Raw genomic sequence first — 18651 nt, forward strand, 5'->3', positions numbered from 1 at the left:
ATCTAAGATATGAAACTTACACTCAAACGAATTGCCCTGAAACCGGCCTACACTATCGGCCATTTATATATCGACGGGCAGAAAGTATGCGACACTATTGAGGACACCGTGCGAGACCTGAACAAAAACGGGGTCTTTGACAACGGGGAAAAGAAAGTGTACGCCGAAACCGCTATCCCATACGGGACATACGACATCACGCTGAAAGTACAGTCGCCGAAGTACAAAGACAAGGCGCAGTACAAGTTCTGCGACGGATACTTGCCGAGACTGCTTGACGTTCCCCATTTCGACGGCATCCTAATCCACATCGGGAACACGGCAAAGGACAGCGCAGGATGCATCTTGGTCGGCGAAAACAAAGAGGTCGGCAAGGTACTGAACTCGACGGCCACGTTCCGTAAGGTGTACGAGATACTCAAAGCAGCCTCCGACAGAGGGGAGCCTATCAAAATCGAAATCGTATGAGAAACGTGAAGAAAAAGAAACCGACCTACGAACAGATTGTAGATAGGGCATATATCATAGCTTTGACAGCATTAGCATTGGCTTTCCTATCGTTCATGCTGTCGCTTGGATGAGTTGCCAAACAAGCGAGGTCGCAGCCACTATGAGTGCCCCTACTGAAATCCAAAAGGCTCGACGGGCATATTTGATATTGGATTCTTTCACCCTATTATCAAGTTGCCTGTCCGCTTCCCTCTTTCCGATTTCTTCGAGGGCATGGCCGCAATCGGCGTAAATAGGACTGAGGTATTGGGGCTGAGTAATATGGAAATCGCCACCGCTGATTCCGACCCCGACATGCTCATTCGAGAACAGCCGGTATATACGAGGCCAATACTCCCCGGATAGTTCCTCGCCTTTTTCGCAAGTAACTTCCGAATGCCCCGCCGCAATGTATTCGATTACAGCCATAAGCGACTGATAAAACTCCTTTGTTTCCATAATGACACAAAAATAACAAACAAACATGAAACGACTTCAAATTATAGTATTTTTTATAATCCTGCTGGCGGTAGTCGGCTGTTGCCCGACCCGCCACCTTACCTCCTCTACACAAGACAGCGTGCGGGTGGAAACAGTTGTCCGTACCGAGTATATCCCTGACACGGTGTTTGTCGAGGTTCCGATTGAAAGCGAGCGTCAGACAGTCCGAGATACAACGAGCCATTTGGAAACGTCATACGCCGTTTCTGACGCTCGAATAACTCCCGACGGGGCATTGTTCCACTCGCTGGCAAACAAGCCGCAGAAAAAGCCCGTACCGACCGAAAAAGAGGTAGTCTACCGAGATAGTCTTGTGTATAGGGACAAAATTGTAGAAAAGGCCGTACCGGTCGAACGAGAATTGACATGGTGGCAACAAACACAGATGAGAGGCTTTTGGATTGTGCTGGCAATTATTGTGGTCGTGTATCGGAAAAAGATTTTTGCCGTTGTCCGGCGATTTATCTGATTGAACAACAAACAATATTCTAAACCGGAACCCCTGTCCATATCAAAAACTTTGTTTATATTTGGGGCAAAATATTGTAATATAGCGTTTGCTATTGTTTTGAGGTTTAGGAAATCGCCAATTTCATCGAAGCCCTTAAAAGCAATGGTAGATGCCTGCGTATATGCGTGGGCATTTTCCTTGTTAGGGCTTCTGGTGTTTGGCGATACCTCTAAACCAACAGGAATGCCCACGCTTCTTTTGCGTGCGCTCTGTCAAGGCGATAGTATCGCCAAAACGACAAAATATGGGCGCATTCTTCTATTTCATATTATTCGGGTTGGTTGTCGCCGTTATCGGCGGCGTGTTGCAAGGCATCCACAACTCAAAGCGTCAATCCCCACCTCCTCTAAACAAAAAATTTAGCCTCGGAGGTTCAATCACACGGGAACAATTATCCCATATTCAAGCAGAGAACCGCAAGCGTGGAACAGCTCTCCAACATTGTGTAGAACTCAACAACAGGGGTATTGCCTATGAAAAAATGGGGAAAATAGAAGATGCCATAGCCACGTATGAAATCAATATATCCATCGGTTATACAGCCCACCACGCATACAAACGATTGATGATATTATACCGGAAACAGAAAGATTACCACAACGAAAGGCGAGTAATTATAAGGGCGTTAGAGGTATTCCCTGCGGAAATGGAATACCTCGACCGGTTGAGAAAAGTCGAATATTTAATCTTAAAATCAGGTATATAATATGAAACAACTGTCCATAATTATTTTGGCCGTAATTGCATTCTCTACAAACTGTATGGCGCAGGATAGAAACAATGCAGCTCCGGCACAACTGGCGACAAAATCAAAGGAAATAAAATCGGCCTTATATTGGCAGCAAGACCGAAAAACAGGGAAATGGGAAAGCCGCAAAAACACGACACTCGTTTATCTTGGCGAGGGTGTTGCTGTCGATAATTTCAACAGCCTATTCATCGGAGAGTATGCAGGACGACGATACCTTTTTTGTGATTTCAAAGAATACAGCTGGCGTTACCCTGTTTTACAAACGGAATGGATTGTATCACGAATGATAATGGCTGCTCTTTTATCCGAAGCCGATTATAGCAGCATGAGCAATATTGAACCCGGACAGGTAATTACAATCACACCTCGATTCTATCATAAAATGTTCAAAGGCCATGCCGAATATTCATTCCCGTTTTTCCTATCGCTCGGCGAAACCCTTTGCTCGTCATCTGAAACAATGTATAAATCATACGCACGAACCAATGGCGAGGATTATGCAGAGCGTTATTGGAAATCGGAATATCCCCTGCTATACTTTATCGTATTAAAACGTGTAGTCGGGTCTGACGGGCGTGATGTTGTCCGGTTCCTATTATATCCTCACGCTATGTCAGAACTCATCGAAAGTTGCTATTTTGAAGTTGCTTTTGACGTTTATAAAAACCTATTTACGGCAGACAAGAAGACAAGTTACAAATAAAACTATGGGCGGCGGCGACCGCCCTTTTTCGTGTCTGCATCCGACATTGGAGAGAAACAATCGGTGAAATAATCACGAACGTTATACAAGTAACTTTGAAATTGCTATCTTTATTCCCTAATGCAACCGCTTTCAATAGCAAGGCTTTCAATTCTGTTGCTGGTTTGTTGCTCACAGATTTTACAGAGTAAAACAACACGTTCAAATACAGCAATATAATGATTTAATTTCACGTTTTGCATTGGCAAATAACTGCATGTAATTAATTGATTATCAATATATTGCACAATAAACAATAAAAAACAAAAGAAGGAACAATCCAACTTAGATAATATTGATAATCAACACATTAAACACACAGAAATAATAAAGTATTGTATCAATTTTTCCTGATTTTGTCCCCCGTTTGTTCCCTGAACGGATACAAGGGACAAATTCTGTCCCTCATACAATTTAACGGAGGTAAAATAGGCAAATTTTATCAGTACCTCTTAAACTTATCCAAGTTACAGATAATATTCGAATAGAACTGAATTGTTTTTTCAGCCAAAATAGATTCTGATAATCAAGCGATTGACATATTTGAATATAACAGCAGAAATCATCACCAATGAGATTTCATATAATACATTTGATAAATATTCCCAACCATTATTCGCAAGTATTCGAATCATAGCATATTGAACATCCTCTTAAGTCTCACAGCGATTTTTATAGGGTAATTTAAAGAATTCAATAAAAAATATTTGGAGTATTGCGAAATTATTCTGTACATTTGCGCCACTTTTGAAAATTTACAATGCTGCAAAATAGAGACATATTATCCCAAACGACAATTCGAGGCAACAAATGTTTCGGAGTTCGGTCGTATGTTCTTCATGTTTGGAGCATTGAAACGTCTGCAAATTTCATAAATACTTTCCAGCGAACACATATAGGGGATAAGATGCGATAGATGTTCGCATCTTGATCTTAGAATAAACAGCAGAATAGTTGGAGAGTCCTTACCGAACTTTCCAACTATTTTGTTTTATGCCCATTGGTGACTGTTTGCTCCGTGCAATTCCTCTCCCGTCATTTCCGTCCAATGAGCGCAAGAACAAGCAATTTTAATTAACCGCACAGCGATGTGCACAAAAGAGAGCAAAATGAATTACAAATTTGACGGAAGCAAGGTCTATTTTACATCGGACACGCACTTTTATCATTCGAATATCATTGGCTTTTGCAAGAGGCCATTCAAGAATGTAGAAGATATGAATGAAACACTGATCGAAAATTGGAACCGGGTAGTTGGTCAAGATGATATCGTGTTTCATCTGGGGGATTTTTGCATGGGAGGATCCCATGAATGGACCAAGATTCTTAACAGACTGAATGGGAAAATCTATCTTGTTCTCGGTAATCATGATCTAAAAAATATCAGGCAAGGATACACCAGCAGGTTTGAATTGACAAGCATGCAAATGCACATAGAAGTCGATAAGCAGAAAATCTACCTGAACCACTGTCCGCTCCTCTGTTATGGAGGTGCTTACGGGAATACGTGGCAACTGTTCGGGCACGTGCATACGAGCAAATATAACACGGGAAAAGACGCTTCACGACTGGATATGCTCTTTCCGACGCAATATGATGTGGGAGTGGATAATAATGACTTTACTCCGGTCTCATTCGCGCAGGTAAAAAGGATAATCCAAAAGCAGATTGAACAATCAAATAAAAAACAGTAATATGAAAATACAATACATGAGCGATCTGCATTTTGAGTTCCGGGAGAACAGCAGATACATAAAACATAACGAATTCCCGGTAACGGGCGATATACTCGTATTGGCCGGAGACATTTTCTATCTGAAAGACAGAGTGGCTCCTTTGGGGAATTTCTGGAAATGGGCTTCTAAAAACTATAGGCAGGTTCTTATTGTTCCCGGGAACCACGAGTATTACAATTATTGTGATGTGATGGAACGGGGGTTACAATGGCGATGGATGTTCAAAGAGAATGTCGGTTATTATCAAAATCAGGTATTGAGAATAGACGATACCGATTTCATAATGAGCACACTCTGGTCGCATATCGAACCGGCAGACGAATATTTTGTTTGGAAAGGACTTAACGATTTCCGTCAGACCTTGTATAAAGGGAAACTGCTCCAAACGGAAGCATATAATCAGATGCATGACTTCTGTTTAGGTCATATCAAAAAAAGTCTTGCCGAAAGTACGGCAAAACATATAGTGGTCGTGACTCACCACCTGCCTACTTTGCAGGCTGTTGCTTCTCAGCATAAAGGTTCCGTATTGAACAGTGCATTTGCTACTGAATATGAAGAACTGATAGCCAGCAGTAGGATCGATGCATGGATTTACGGTCATTCACATACCAATATCGACACGGAAATCGGGAGTACAAAAGTGATTAGCAACCAGATGGGATATGTATTTGAAAACGAACATGTAATCAACGGATTTGATCCGGGGAAATTTTTAACCATTTGACAAGAAAGAACATATTAAGAAGACAAACTTTACCAGGCATTTTTTCATAGACTTGGCAAAGGAATACGGTTTGAATGCTACGATATTCGAACAGCTTGGAAGCGGGCGCGATACAGAAATCGTGGTTGATAACGATACATTGAAGATGTTAGTTAAACTTCAAGAGCAATTTGCCCAACTGGAAAAAATGGGTGACGACGAATACAGAGGATTTTATATCGAATTGCTCCGCCCTACTCCGGAAGAATGGGGAGATTGCGAAGCGTCGATTGCAGACGGAGAATATGAGAGTAAGGAAGAATACCTCCGGGATTGGGAATTGTCAAATCCCAGAAAAACGGTATGGTATCATGTCAGCTCCGCCATGTACAGAGAAAATCGCACCATACAATTCACGGATAGGAAACACTCGTATTTTACTATTGCGAATTATTCTCGATATATAAACCGAGTAGGCAACAATTTTCCCAATGAATGGCAAAGGGATTTCTTGGCAAAGTTGGCCTTATATTTTCATAAACTAATCGATGCTATCATACAAGATCCGAAAGGGTTCAATGATTATGTGGCGAATCATCTTCCTTATCAGCAGCGAGACGGGAAAATTGCGAGAAAGGAGTTCAACAGAATCGAACCGAGATTTAAAATTGAGGTCGAAGACGAGACGACGGCAATAAAAGCACTGGAGGATTCCGTCTGCAAAAATTTCGGGCGGCCGTTAGATACAATGACGATACGTTCGTATTGCAAATACTATCGGATCGCTCATGAAGCCTATGACCGGTATTTTGAAAAGTTTGATACTACACGAAAGAAGCGTACCCTTCCGAATGGAGTACCATTGGAATTACAGGATGTCGCATATTACAACATGGTTAAATTCTGTGATTTGCAGGATAAATACGATCTCGACAGTGAAACGGATTTCAACAAATTCGCCTCGGACCATTATGGGGAACTGGGATTGTCGCGGCTGAACGTACTCGCATCGGATTTTGACAGCCCCGGATGGAGAATCATTGTTTCCAACAGCTACTCGGCGTATGTGGATGTTGCGGTAGAAGTCGCCACTGCACTATACAAATCTGGCGTTCCTTTGGAAATACACGACGCTGGCAAACTTTTGCGAATACTCAAGGAGGAGGATCATGTGAAATTGATTCCGTACACATTCCACGATTACATGGGCCATCATGAAGAAGGAACCGTTTATCAACTTCCATGGGAGTACGAATGTATGAATAGCGAAGAGAATGTTTTATCATTGGAACAATACCATGAAATCATCTCTCTGGCAGAATGGGATGAAATAGAAAAAGTAAACATCAACAAAAACGGGATATAATCCCATAATTATTAGCAACATATTTGGCAGACAATGATAGTCTGCCAAATATGCTATAATTAGTTACATAATTAAAAACAAGAGGAATTATTAAGAAGCGTGTGAAAGTATGGAACTTGACGCAGATTTTATAGCATTCTGCAAGCAGAGCGTCGCATTGGAACAACGAATGGCGAAACAGGCGGGAAAACGGCTGAATGAAGCAATGCGCAACAATATCCAAGATATTAATGTATTGTATCGAATTGCAGACCAGCCACTTGACACTATGCCAGGGCTATCAGGTGCGGGAGAACGGACTTATATGAAATATATCAAATACTTGGGAACGTTTAACCTTCAAGCTGCAAAAAAACAAAAGATGCCTATGAAGATATCATGGGATATAAGATACATGTAGCATACGCAGCGGCACGATTGGCCAAAGAATTGCACAAAGGACAGGTAGATCAAGCAGGTAAAGATTACTTTGAAGGACATTTATCGTCTGTCAGACGAAACGGTTTCGACTGGAAAGAAAAAACTGTGGGATTTCTACACGATGCAGTTGAAGATACAGGTCATACCGTAAAAGAGATCATTAGAAAACTGAAAGCGATACTGGATGACTGGGAGCAGAACAAGGAAAAATATGACTGGATTTATGAATTTGAAGATATCGTAGGATCAAAAATACCACAAATTAACAAAGTAAGAATGGGACGAGATTGAAGAGGCTCTGATCTGATGGACTTCCGCACAACTACCAATCGTGAAACATATATCGAGCGTTTCCGCGGACATCGTTTGGCCATCAAAGTCAAATTAAATGACCTTCAGCACAATATGGATATTACCCGCATTCTACACCCGACAGACAAAGACTTAGCGAAGATGGAAAGATATAAGAAAGAATATTATCTGTTATTAAAAATGCTGGTAGATTGAAGTTTTAAGACAATCAAAATTTAACTCAACTTTGTGGCATGAACTTACAAGAACACAAGATGTAAGGTTTAACCGAGATGATGGAAATCATATATCTATCATGCCACATATTCCTTTATGATTGCTTCTAAACGACTCAGAAGACTTGTAAAAACGCAAGTTTAACATATTATGTACATCTATTAATTAGTAACTAAGCTTTTGAATGGTAAATATTGACAACTAAAGTATGTCCTTATTATTTATAAACAAATATAAAATCGGCAATAAAATAAATTTATTGCCGATTTTATATTGAACTAAATACATTGATATATTTGAAGTAGAAAAGTCTGCAATAAAGACCTCTTCACTCTTAGTTTACAGTTTCATGCCCTGATATTACCACATTAAAATATATACTTCAAACTTTAACCACGTCCCAAATCTCTCTCAGTTCACGACAATCCATATTATCAAATCTATCCTTCTGTATGGCAACGCACAACAGATAACGAGGACGGCTCATGCCGACATAAATAACTCTTAAACTGCTGAGTACTTTCTTATCGGCTCTTGTATATGCTATACCTTTAAATTGTTCAGATAAACGATCTGATTCATGATGTCTATCATAAAATGTTTCTAAGTAGAGCGTTGCAGCATGAGTTTCTCCTTTTACAGAATGGACTGTAGCCACCTCTATATCTATCTTATCCCCGTGGTAAATATTCCCATGCTCAGCAACAGGTGCTTCGTGAATCCCTTCTCCTATAACATTAAAGAAGTTGCGGGCATCACGTGTTACGCTTTTTCCATACAAAGGCAGTATAGTTGTTGTCATGTACTGATAAATAGCTTCTTTTAAGGATTGTATATCATTGTCGCTATTACTATTTATTATAAGTAAAGCCCAATTCATGACATCTTTTAGAAAGTTCTCTTTCTGCTCAATATTATTCGCTGACAAGAATTCTAATAAAGATGCCTTGGTGTAACGCCGGTTACCATTTCTTATATCGCATAAATCCAAAAACTTTAATATACCCTGAATGATGGATATGACATAATCTTTAACATATCTATGTTCTTTTTTGAGTATAAAATCATTGAAAGAATCACCTTCCGTTCTGAGTCTTGCATTTTTCCTTTCAAATGCTGGGAAGTACGATTCTATAAATCTTTTTTGATCATTAGCACCTTTTTTACCTACCCATCCACAAGCTTTAACATTTACTCTATGCAATGGGTCTTCTTGTCTCTCTTTATTCGCGATTTCCAAAACAGAACGATTGTCCATCTCTGGGATTAATATAGAGTTGAGCAATTCTGCATATTTGGGAAGGACAGACAAGGGATCCTCATAAGCAATAATAATGGGTTTTATAGATGGAACTTCTTCATTTCCTATAAGTTGATGATTATCCTCAATACATAATGTCCGCAACGGTTTGGCAATTTTTTCTCCGAAGCGGTTGCTGTTGCGTATATATAATACTTGCTCATCTTTCAACCTATCATTTTCAGGTCCGCTACTTTCATCTCTCTCATAAATAGCTTGGCAGTAATCTCCAAAACGCTGAATGACTACTTTATTTTCATCAAATATCTTTTGTATGAGGGCTACTTGCTGATTGTCACAGTCCTGAACTTCGTCTATAAACAAATATTTAAATCTTTTGTCTGAAAACCTACTGAAATTGAGACTCTTCTCCCGAATATACCGAAATGCCAAATCATAAGCATCTTGAAAGGATAAAATGCCTTCGCCGAACATTTCCTCTTTTATCTTCATATATTCAGAGCCTGCGCCAGAAGTCATTGCAATTGGGCGAGAATTAGTCTTTATCTGGCGATTATCCCAATCAATTTTAAACGAGAGAACGATTTCTTTTCCTTGACTATTTAGAATCTTATCTTTCTTTGCTCGAATCAAAGATTTGTATTCATGTGGAATATTATCCAAATTATATCCTGCTAATTGAAAATCGTATTTAACAATTCTCTTTCCCTTCTTTTTAATCACGTTGGCAGCCATCAACCTATCCACGCCACCTAACGCTTCTATTTCAGCAGCATCAATAATATGCTCCTTTGAAACGATTTGCGCAAATACCTGTCTCCTAAGTTTACTTTCACGGAAGGGTAATTTGCTATATTTCTTTAGAAACACAGCATTGGCCACATCATCGTCCACATATGCTATTTGACTACCATAAAAATAATGAAGTGCGGCTGCTGCAATGTATTTATGAAGAAAGGCTTGTATGGTTCCAAAAAAATTAGGGTAGCTGAAAAGTACATCGGCTTTTTGTCCCAGCTTTGCCTTTATTTCATCAATGGCAACATTAGTATGTGTCAACACACATACGCCCTTTCCTTCAGGCAGAGGCATTTTATTGGCAAGAATAATCAACTTGGCCAACAATACCGTTGTTTTGCCACTTCCAGGACTTGCCTGGACATAGCAACTGCGATCCTCCTTGATAATATTTACCCTAGAGATATCGAACTGTTTCTTGCCTTTCAATAGAATATCGTGTGCGATTTTTATTTCTTCGTCAGTAGCAAATGGCATAAATATTCTCTATAGAGTTATTCTGTAACATGTTTGATCGCATCCACCAGATATTTAAGTTTCTCGTCAGTTTTAACGATGCGTTTTACCTCATTAGTATCTACTGTTCCAACACTAGTGGGAGGTAATTCTCCAGCAAGCATTCCCGATAAATACTGCGAAGTAATGGCTTTGCTGACAGTCCCTTCATTTAAGGGTTTAAAAATCTTATATGCCTCTTCTTTGGTTGGTGTATGTCCTTCCGGATAATCGGTTATAACCTCATTCCAGATACCCTTTAAGATATCGTCAGTTACTTCCTGCTCCGGGTCGATTTCTTCTTTTTGGGCAGCTTTTATCGCTGTTGCCAGCAACCTATACAAACCACTACCAGCAAGTTCATACTCCAATGTCCATGCTTGGGGCAGAAATATTTTTATCCTATCCGCATTGATGTCACTCTCTAACCGTTTTGTCTTTTCTTTCCTGATCTGCGCCAACATTTCTTCATCCAAGACAGTCTTTTTATCATCTGTCAAGACAACTTTCATGCGATTCATTGTTTCAACAACAGGCCTGAAATTTTCTGTTTTGTGCAATTTAACTTCTTTCTCAAAAGCAGATTTACTTCCGAAAATAGTTGCCATAGCATCATAATTCACTTCGGCAGAGATCTTCTCCAACTCAGGCCTCAGAGTATCTCTCAACCAATATTTCGGCGTTCTTCGATCTTTACTATTGTCATCGTAATATTCAAGAGCTCTGACATCAAGATCAGAAACAACGGCTATAGGCATCCCAAATGATTTATCATCCTTGCGTTTGAATATACTAACATATCTCTTATACGCTGTACTTCCCACATTCACAACAGATACACCGTATTGATAAAGATTTTTACCAATCAATTGAGCTATAGCAGGTATTAGTAGATTTTCAGTATCCCCCTCTACCATGATTAGCCCTTTGGCAAAAAACAAGTTGGCCTTTGTAGCATCAAGGAATCGTTCTAAAAATTTGTAGTCAGCAGGCCTCATCAACGTATATTCCGACGACATTGGCAATGCTTCCTTCCCTTTCAGCACAATCAAATTTGCAATCTTCATTTTTGAGGCCAATGTAATGCTATGAGTGGAAAGAATAAATTGTCCATTTTTCTGCTGAGAAGAAATGTATTCAATCAGCCTCAATTGATACTGAGGATGAAGATGTGCCTCTAATTCTTCTACAAGCGCCAACTTCAATCCTTTCTTCTGATTATTAAAGAGTAGCATTTCTGCTGCTATACATAGTAAGTTAAGTGTACCAAGCCCCGATTTATTACCTTCCATAATCAGATCGAGCAGTCTCAATATTTCTGTCAATTCCCCTCCAGTTAGCTTGACTTCAGCTTTCCGTGCGTCACCATTCAGCAGAAAATGATCTTTTAAAAAACTATTGATTTCGTCTGTGATACTTTGGCCATTACCACCAACCTTGAAATAGTTCTCTATTTCTCTTTTCAGATGTTCGTAATCTGTTTCAAGTTTATGTTTTGTGATGCTGCCGTGGGCGTCTTTCTTCGTTTTGAAAAGTTCGTGTGCACCAAGGATTTGTGCCAGCCTTGACTTGTAACCGTGAGTCATGTCTGTGAGCGCATCTCTAAGTGGCTTAAAATATACTACTTTTAGAAGTTCCCTTGCTTCAGAATCCATCCTATCAGTTTGTCCTTCGGTTCCTGCGGAGAAAGTAGGCATTATTACGTTATCTTTTCGCTTAACGTATAGCCATACTTTTAATAAATATTTTGTCTTGTCTTCACTCCACGACAACCATTCCCAGAATAAACCAGCATCCTGCTCATTTAACCCGTCAAATACACATTCTATTTTAAATTCATCTTTTCTGTTTCCATCAGAATCTTGATAGAAATCTTTGTCTTCAAATTGAATAAATTCTCCACTTTGAGTTCTCAGTACATAACGTATGGCATCTACTATGGCTGTTTTCCCGGAATCATTTTCACCAATCAACACATTTACGCCTTTCTGAAAATGAATTTCTAGTCCCGGTTTGTTATCTGCACCAGCGCAATATTTCCTGAAATTCCAGAGTCTAAGAATGGAAAGATACATTGTAATCTATTTTTTGTTTATTCTACAGATAGGTAGACATCAGTATCAAAGTCTACAGCCGAATCATGCAAGTAACGTAATCGATAACTTGGGCAAGAGAAATTCGCCTCAAAAAGTTATAAACTCAAGTCTATTTAATTTGGAATTATTGCGACACAAACACTCTCCAGCTCCCTTCCTTCTCGCCTCGCTCCACATACTTTTTTGAAATCAATTGATCCAACAACTTCTGAATGGCCGCAACACTGATACCTGTTTCCTCTTTCATGTCTGCAAACGTCAGAGTGGGTTGTGTTCGCATAGCGTTCAGAATTTTTGTATAATTGGGCGTTCGGAATGCAATCCGTTCCCCATCATACCACCACACATTCTCACTCCTCTCGCTCACAAACAGCACATCATTATACACTTCTGTAGCCACCAAGTCATTGAAATATTTCAAAAAAGGACGGATATCCTTGATCCCTGCATGGGCTCCATCACTAGGAACAGGACCTACTTCAAGATCAGCCTGATGTAAAGCTTCCAGATATTCGCTCTTTTTACGACTACGAACCACAATCATTGGATAGTCGTGGCGCGTTAGGATGTAATTGACCAACAGCCGGGCAATTCGACCGTTACCGTCCTCGAAAGGATGAATGCGTATATAACGGTAGTGAAACAGTGCGGCCAACTCTACTGGAGATAGTTTCCCTTCTTGTTCTGCTGTATTATACCAGTCCACTAAGTCTCCCATCAGTCCGGGTGTCTCCTCAGGTGAGGCATATTCGAATCTGTCCCCATATCGGGTGATAACACTGTTAGGCCGAGTCTTATACTGGCCGGCATGAATTACATAACTCGTCTGCATACCACCAGGCAAATCTCGATAAACAGTATAATCTTCTCGTAATATGGTTTTATGCAATGTCCGGATAAAATTCTGTGTTAATGGCACTCCCTTCACCGTAGCCTCTTCCGTCATCATTCGCAGGCCTACGTTGCTCGCGGTCATTTCTTGTACGTCACGCACGTCTGCCTCCCCAATCACCTTGCCGAAAAGTAGCAATATTTCCGTCTGGCCATAAGTCAACGTATTACCCTCAATATGATTACTGTTGTAATTGAAATCCACAGTAAAACGGCGACTGAGCCTTTCCCTATCCTTCTCCGACAGCGGCTGCAAATTCTGCCATGCAGTCAACGCTTTCTTTATATTAAGATACTTCATATTCATATTTATCAACAAACAGTACAAAGATACAAAAAACACCTAAAAGGTTGTAATGATACAACCTTTTTTCTAAATCAATCTGTCTAGCATCAATAACTACTTACTAAAAACAAAATGACAAAAGCTGCTGGCCAAAAGAAAAAGAGATGAGCGTTCTTGCTACCAATGTCCGCCATTTCGACGTTATGAAGAACGTTTAGTTTAGAACTTGAATAGATATACAACAAACCAGACTAAATTCCTATGATTGACCTTTTGTGCGGATTACATTTATCTTTCATGTCTTTGGGAGACACAACCTCCGATATGGGGTAAAAGCTATTTTATATTTGATCTTTTTTCTTTTGGCCAGCAAAATTCCGCCCCCAGTTCGTCCCTCAGCATATTTTTAATCATCACAATAAATTGAATGTCAACAATATACCACAACACAATATTTTCTGATTACGAACACTCCCGGTGGTTCTGATGGTGGACGATACCATTATCGGAACATTGGGAAACTTCAGTGCTTCCATCGGAAAAGCCAAAAGCAAGAAAACTTTCAACGTTTCAGCCATTGTCGCATCGGCATTGAGTGGCAGTACCGTACTTCATTATCGGTCTACATTTCCCGAAAATAAGCGGAAGATTCTATACATAGACACAGAGCAGGGGCGGTATCATTGTCAGCAGGTATTGAAACGCATCTTACCGTTTGGCCGACTTGCCGGAATACAAGAATCCGGATAATCTGATTATGCTGGCTCTGCGCAAGTTTTCCCCTAAACTACGTCTGGCGATAGTCGAACAGGCCATTGGCACGATACCAGATTTGGGATTGGTGGTAATTGATGGCATCCGTGATTTCCTGTATGACATCAATTCTCCCGGTGAATCTACCGACATCATCTCCAAATTCATGCAGTGGACAGATGACAGGCAAATCCATATCCATACTGTCTTGCATCAGAACAAGAATGATGAACATGCCCGTGGTCACATCGGCACGGAACTCAACAATAAAGCGGAAACCATCATGCAGGTCGAAGTGGACAAAGAGGACAAGACTGTAAGCGTGGTCGAAGCCGTCCATATCCGTGACCGTGAGTTTGAGCCTTTCGCCTTCCGCATAAACGAGGAAGCCATGCCCGAACCGGTAGAGTTCTATCTGCCCAAAGAGAAGAAGACTGGACGACCAACCAAAGGACCGTTCGATCCGGACAAGGAGATTCCAAAGAATGTACATCGTCCAGCATTGGATACCGTTTTTGCCAATGGCAACATCAGCAATTACGATGATTATATAGAACGCTTGAAAGAGGGTTACGGATTGCAGGGTATAAAACTCGGTTATAACAAGGCGGTAAAGGTCGCAACATTGCTCAGCGACAAACAAATGGTTATAAAAGAAGGGAAAGATTATGCCTTCAATCCAGAATATCATTATTGATTTCAACTTTACTTTATTGTCGGGGCGTATATATAAGAATAAAGCAAAGTCGGAGGAAGACATCATGTGAGATATTCATATTCTCCCCTCTTTTAGAGGCTAGTATCATCCTATGTTTCCTATCCGAGTGCCAGTTCACTATACGCATCCTATATGGCGTGTCGGGAAACATCAACAGGTAACTGTTACGAGATATGCCAAGGTATAACCTCACTGCGTTACGGTTGTACATTGGCACTCTCGCCTGCTCAGTTCCCTCGCCAGTGCGGTACTCGCAAGCTCGCACCTATTCAACCATTATAAAACGATTCAAATGAAAGAAGATATTTTCAATACATCGGACTCCTCGAAAGAGACAAGAAACGTCTTCATCGGGGCAAAAGTAACTCCTACTCAGAAGGAGCATATAAAATCACTGGCTGCAAAATGCGGTATGACCGTAAGCGATTACCTATTGTCGTGTGCCTATAACTTCAAGCCCAAAGCAAGGCTCACGAAAGAAGAGGCGGCCCTGTTACAGAATCTGGACGATTGTCGGTCTGACCTCGTAAAGTACACCTCGGCACTGCACGGAATGTCCACAAAACAACGCATGGCAATGTTCAATCAGATTCCGTTCATGGTCGGCTGGCTCAAGGAACTTGGCAATGTGGCCGAAAGTGTCTGTCAGTTCCTGAATGCGGTAAAAGAGAAGAACAAAATTCCGTCTAACCCAAAATCCGAAGAAGAATGATAGCAAAAGCCAAAGCCATATCGCATGGTATAAACGACATCCGTTACATTACCGGCGAATCACAGCACAAAAAACATCCGGAGAAAATTTATCGGGTATTGGACAATCTGTTGCCCTCAGAACCGGACGCTATGGGAATATGGAACTCCATGCAGTTGACCTTATCCCAACATCGGCCAATAAAGAATTCCGTAATCAGCATATTATGCTAATTGACTATCAATAGTTTACAGCCTAAAAGATAAACTGCTCGAAAATTTACTTGTTTTTTCGAGAAAAATCGAAGATTTAACACTTTTAACCTTAATTTATCTTCAAACGAAGGGAAAAAGAGAAAAATGGCTCTCTTTTGCTCCGAAACCTCCGGTTCGCAAAGATAAGGCATATCGGTGATTATTTCTCCGATTCGAGTTGCAAAATCAGAGATGGTTTTACGGATTTTGGGGTTGGCTCTTGTGTCTTGACAAGGGCTCGAATCATGTCTGTTTTGTGAGCAGGATTTCTGTGTCTTTTGCAGCCAAAAAAAGAAAGTCGGCAGATATCGTTCGGTTCGGCTTTGGCGAAGCCATTTCTTTTTCTCCCTCTGTTAGCTTTACTTTAATGCACGTATATATGAATACGAGGATAAAGTAAAGTTGGTTTTCATTTTGAATAGCCAATCTAATCTTGAGATTTGTGTTTATGTAACGAATAATATATTGTTGTTATATGGGTGTATTGGCACTTACAAACAATATGATGGCATTTACATTTTTTCAAAGCAAAATCACCTTGTCTTTCGCACTTTTCCAAAAATGCTTCTCGGAATCGGCTGCAAAGACATTGGATTCGCTTGGAAAAATATTGTATAATGGTTGTGATTCGTTTGAAAAAGTGTCGCGAACAAGATTTATTCGCTTGAAAAAGTGTAGAACCGTTATATTGTACTTGTTTTAGCCATCTCTTCTAGTTTTGAGATTTTCCCTTTTAATAATCATTAAATAGATAAAATCTAATATCTTTGTATATTATATGATGAGTTGACTATGACAAAGAATACAATGGGAACCAAACTGCCTCGAAAATTGGTGCAGAAGATGTCGATTGTAGGAGAGCAGATTAAACTAGCTCGTTTGCGCAGGAATTTGAGTGTGGTTCAGATTGCAGAACGTGCTACTTGCTCTCCGTTGACCGTGTCCCGAATAGAGAAAGGTATACCAACAGTAGCAATCGGAATTTACTTGCGAGTGTTGTATGCTTTGCAGCTTGACGATGATATTCTGTGGTTAGCCAGAGAAGACAAATTGGGAAAAGCTTTGCAGGATTTGAGTTTGAAGACAAGGAAACGAGCTTCAAAAAAGGAATAGGGCGTATGTCCTCCTATACATAAGCTGCAATTTGCTCTGTTGGAATAAAAAAATATGGCTCAAAATTTTGTGTTATGCAACAAAAGCATTATGTTTGAATTGCATAATAAATAATATATATGAAATTCGTTGATAGAATAGATGAAGCTGCACGATTAAAGGATGCTCTTGCAAGAGAGAAGTCCTCATTAGTCGTGATGTACGGTCGCAGACGGTTGGGTAAGTCAACGCTTATCAAAAGGGTGTTGTCGGATACGGATGTTTATTTCCTTGCCGATCGTTCTGAAGGCCAACACCAAAGGATATTGCTTGCAAAAGTGATAGCACAGGTGTTTCCAGATTTCGACAAATTGACATATCCAGATTGGGAATCTATATTTCGTGCGGTCAATTATCGAACAGACAAGCGTTTTACTCTATGTTTGGATGAATTTCCGTATCTTGTAGAGCAATCACCAGAGCTGCCGTCTGTATTGCAGAAACTTGTTGATGAGAAGCAGTTGAAGTATAACCTGGTACTTTGCGGTTCATCACAAAATATGATGTATGGGTTGTTCCTTGATTCTACTGCACCTCTATATGGGCGTGCTGATGAAATAATGAGGCTTGCACCGATACGTTTGCCGTATATTCAAGAGGCTTTGCTTCTTAATGCGATGAATGCCATTGAAGAGTATGCCGTATGGGGCGGTGTACCACGTTATTGGGAATTGAGGGAAAACAGAAGTTCGCTTGATGATGCCCTGTGGCGCAATATCCTTTCTGTAAATGGAACTCTTTATGAAGAGCCTATAAAACTGTTTCAGGATGATGTCAAGGATATTGTCAAGACTTCAACGATCATGTCTTATATCGGGACTGGTGCAAACCGGCTTTCTGAGATTGCAGCACGATGCAATGAGCCGGCAACCAATCTGTCGCGTCCGTTGAAGAAACTTATCGATCTCGGATTCTTGGAAAAAGATGTTCCGTTCGGTATTGATGAGAAGAATGCGAAAAAGAGCCTCTACAAGATAGCCGATCCGTTTATGGCATTCTACTATCAGTTTGTTGTTCCTAATCGCTCGTTTATCGAGTTTGGACGTCGTTTGCCCATAGAACAGGCTTTGACTGCTCATTTCTCTGAGTATGTGAGTATGCAGTGGGAAAAACTGTGTCGGGATGCCGTAACAGGAAATCTTGTTAACGGAATAGTTTATGGCAAGGCAAAACGTTGGTGGGGTTCTGTTCTCAATGAGGACAAAAAGCCGGAACAAGTTGAATTTGATGTGATGGCAGAATCGCTTGATAAAAAGTATCTTTTGGTCGGTGAATGCAAATGGACAACCCAAGAGAACGGCAAACAACTGACAGCCGAACTTCTCCGCAAAGCTAATCTGCTGCCGTTTGCCAAGAACTACACCGTCGTTCCAGTGCTGTTCCTTAAGAACGCTCCGAAAGATGATGCTGGGAATACGATGTTGCCGAAATATATAATTGAGTTGATGAGATAATGTTTGATTGATTTACTGTATAATCAGAGTTGCAACCATAAATTGATTGATA

16 protein-coding genes and 2 pseudogenes are annotated in these 18651 nt (G+C 40.4%); 14 read left to right on the forward strand and 4 right to left on the reverse strand.

The window, feature by feature from the left end:
• Positions 1-9 precede the first annotated feature (9 nt).
• The gene (locus NQ491_RS04395) at positions 10-468 is read left to right on the forward strand and encodes a DUF5675 family protein (RefSeq protein WP_019246376.1); all 459 of its coding nucleotides are present in this window, start codon (positions 10-12) and stop codon (positions 466-468) included.
• 93 nt (positions 469-561) lie between these two features.
• On the opposite strand, the gene NQ491_RS04400 is transcribed toward NQ491_RS04395, so the two are convergent.
• A complete protein-coding gene (locus NQ491_RS04400; protein ID WP_147524791.1) occupies positions 562-948 on the reverse strand; it encodes a hypothetical protein in 387 nt (128 codons plus the stop codon).
• Positions 949-973: 25 nt separating this feature from the next.
• Between NQ491_RS04400 and NQ491_RS04405 the strand changes: the two genes are divergently transcribed.
• The 8 genes from NQ491_RS04405 (at position 974) to NQ491_RS04440 (ending at position 7513) form a co-directional block, all read left to right on the forward strand.
• Positions 974-1459: a hypothetical protein gene (locus NQ491_RS04405; protein WP_019246378.1), complete on the forward strand. Its 486-nt coding sequence runs from the start codon at positions 974-976 to the stop codon at positions 1457-1459.
• Between the two features lie 286 nt (positions 1460-1745).
• The gene (locus tag NQ491_RS04410; RefSeq protein WP_019246379.1) at positions 1746-2207 is read left to right on the forward strand and encodes a tetratricopeptide repeat protein; all 462 of its coding nucleotides are present in this window, start codon (positions 1746-1748) and stop codon (positions 2205-2207) included.
• Between the two features lies 1 nt (position 2208).
• Positions 2209-2955: a hypothetical protein gene (locus NQ491_RS04415; protein ID WP_019246380.1), complete on the forward strand. Its 747-nt coding sequence runs from the start codon at positions 2209-2211 to the stop codon at positions 2953-2955.
• 1148 nt (positions 2956-4103) lie between these two features.
• Complete coding sequence (locus NQ491_RS04420) at positions 4104-4688, forward strand: metallophosphoesterase (RefSeq protein WP_026089718.1); 585 nt, start codon at positions 4104-4106, stop codon at positions 4686-4688.
• A gap of 1 nt (position 4689) precedes the next feature.
• Entirely contained in the window at positions 4690-5457 is a 768-nt protein-coding gene (locus NQ491_RS04425) for a metallophosphoesterase (protein WP_019246382.1), read from the forward strand.
• 70 nt (positions 5458-5527) lie between these two features.
• Complete coding sequence (locus tag NQ491_RS04430) at positions 5528-6802, forward strand: hypothetical protein (RefSeq protein ID WP_019246383.1); 1275 nt, start codon at positions 5528-5530, stop codon at positions 6800-6802.
• 109 nt (positions 6803-6911) lie between these two features.
• Positions 6912-7202, forward strand: coding sequence for a hypothetical protein (locus NQ491_RS04435; protein ID WP_019246384.1), 291 nt, complete (start codon positions 6912-6914; stop codon positions 7200-7202).
• 17 nt (positions 7203-7219) lie between these two features.
• Positions 7220-7513 carry a hypothetical protein gene (locus tag NQ491_RS04440; protein ID WP_019246385.1) on the forward strand — a complete coding sequence of 98 codons (294 nt, stop codon included), beginning with the start codon at positions 7220-7222 and terminating at the stop codon, positions 7511-7513.
• Positions 7514-8132: 619 nt separating this feature from the next.
• Here NQ491_RS04440 and NQ491_RS04445 read toward each other — a convergent pair.
• The 3 genes from NQ491_RS04445 to NQ491_RS04455 form a co-directional block, all read right to left on the reverse strand.
• On the reverse strand, positions 8133-10286 hold the full coding sequence (locus NQ491_RS04445; RefSeq protein WP_019246387.1) for a UvrD-helicase domain-containing protein: 2154 nt from the start codon (positions 10284-10286) through the stop codon (positions 8133-8135).
• A 17-nt stretch (positions 10287-10303) separates the two neighbouring features.
• Positions 10304-12379: an ATP-dependent nuclease gene (locus NQ491_RS04450; RefSeq protein WP_019246388.1), complete on the reverse strand. Its 2076-nt coding sequence runs from the start codon at positions 12377-12379 to the stop codon at positions 10304-10306.
• 145 nt (positions 12380-12524) lie between these two features.
• Complete coding sequence (locus NQ491_RS04455) at positions 12525-13592, reverse strand: Fic family protein (protein ID WP_019246389.1); 1068 nt, start codon at positions 13590-13592, stop codon at positions 12525-12527.
• A 459-nt stretch (positions 13593-14051) separates the two neighbouring features.
• Between NQ491_RS04455 and NQ491_RS04460 the strand changes: the two are divergent.
• The 5 genes and pseudogenes from NQ491_RS04460 to NQ491_RS04480 form a co-directional block, all read left to right on the forward strand.
• A pseudogene (locus tag NQ491_RS04460) lies at positions 14052-15027 on the forward strand (AAA family ATPase); the annotation flags it as partial.
• A 313-nt stretch (positions 15028-15340) separates the two neighbouring features.
• Positions 15341-15760 carry a plasmid mobilization protein gene (locus tag NQ491_RS04465; protein ID WP_019246391.1) on the forward strand — a complete coding sequence of 140 codons (420 nt, stop codon included), beginning with the start codon at positions 15341-15343 and terminating at the stop codon, positions 15758-15760.
• A pseudogene (locus NQ491_RS04470) lies at positions 15757-15963 on the forward strand (relaxase); the annotation flags it as partial. The gene NQ491_RS04465 and the pseudogene NQ491_RS04470, both read left to right, overlap by 4 nt.
• Positions 15964-16785: 822 nt before the next feature.
• The gene (locus NQ491_RS04475; protein WP_074431131.1) at positions 16786-17106 is read left to right on the forward strand and encodes a helix-turn-helix domain-containing protein; all 321 of its coding nucleotides are present in this window, start codon (positions 16786-16788) and stop codon (positions 17104-17106) included.
• Between the two features lie 119 nt (positions 17107-17225).
• On the forward strand, positions 17226-18599 hold the full coding sequence (locus NQ491_RS04480) for an ATP-binding protein (protein WP_019246393.1): 1374 nt from the start codon (positions 17226-17228) through the stop codon (positions 18597-18599).
• Positions 18600-18651: the final 52 nt, after the last annotated feature.

The sequence above is a fragment of the Alistipes ihumii AP11 genome, assembly GCF_025144665.1.
Classification (GTDB): domain Bacteria; phylum Bacteroidota; class Bacteroidia; order Bacteroidales; family Rikenellaceae; genus Alistipes_A; species Alistipes_A ihumii.

Coding starts and splice junctions, on each gene's coding strand:
- NQ491_RS04395 (WP_019246376.1), top strand. CDS start 10: ATGAAACTTACACTCAAACGAATTGCCCTGAAACCGGCCTACACTATC.
- NQ491_RS04400 (WP_147524791.1), bottom strand. CDS start 948: ATGGAAACAAAGGAGTTTTATCAGTCGCTTATGGCTGTAATCGAATAC.
- NQ491_RS04405 (WP_019246378.1), top strand. CDS start 974: ATGAAACGACTTCAAATTATAGTATTTTTTATAATCCTGCTGGCGGTA.
- NQ491_RS04410 (WP_019246379.1), top strand. CDS start 1,746: ATGGGCGCATTCTTCTATTTCATATTATTCGGGTTGGTTGTCGCCGTT.
- NQ491_RS04415 (WP_019246380.1), top strand. CDS start 2,209: ATGAAACAACTGTCCATAATTATTTTGGCCGTAATTGCATTCTCTACA.
- NQ491_RS04420 (WP_026089718.1), top strand. CDS start 4,104: ATGAATTACAAATTTGACGGAAGCAAGGTCTATTTTACATCGGACACG.
- NQ491_RS04425 (WP_019246382.1), top strand. CDS start 4,690: ATGAAAATACAATACATGAGCGATCTGCATTTTGAGTTCCGGGAGAAC.
- NQ491_RS04435 (WP_019246384.1), top strand. CDS start 6,912: ATGGAACTTGACGCAGATTTTATAGCATTCTGCAAGCAGAGCGTCGCA.
- NQ491_RS04445 (WP_019246387.1), bottom strand. CDS start 10,286: ATGCCATTTGCTACTGACGAAGAAATAAAAATCGCACACGATATTCTA.
- NQ491_RS04450 (WP_019246388.1), bottom strand. CDS start 12,379: ATGTATCTTTCCATTCTTAGACTCTGGAATTTCAGGAAATATTGCGCT.
- NQ491_RS04455 (WP_019246389.1), bottom strand. CDS start 13,592: ATGAAGTATCTTAATATAAAGAAAGCGTTGACTGCATGGCAGAATTTG.
- NQ491_RS04465 (WP_019246391.1), top strand. CDS start 15,341: ATGAAAGAAGATATTTTCAATACATCGGACTCCTCGAAAGAGACAAGA.
- NQ491_RS04475 (WP_074431131.1), top strand. CDS start 16,786: ATGACAAAGAATACAATGGGAACCAAACTGCCTCGAAAATTGGTGCAG.
- NQ491_RS04480 (WP_019246393.1), top strand. CDS start 17,226: ATGAAATTCGTTGATAGAATAGATGAAGCTGCACGATTAAAGGATGCT.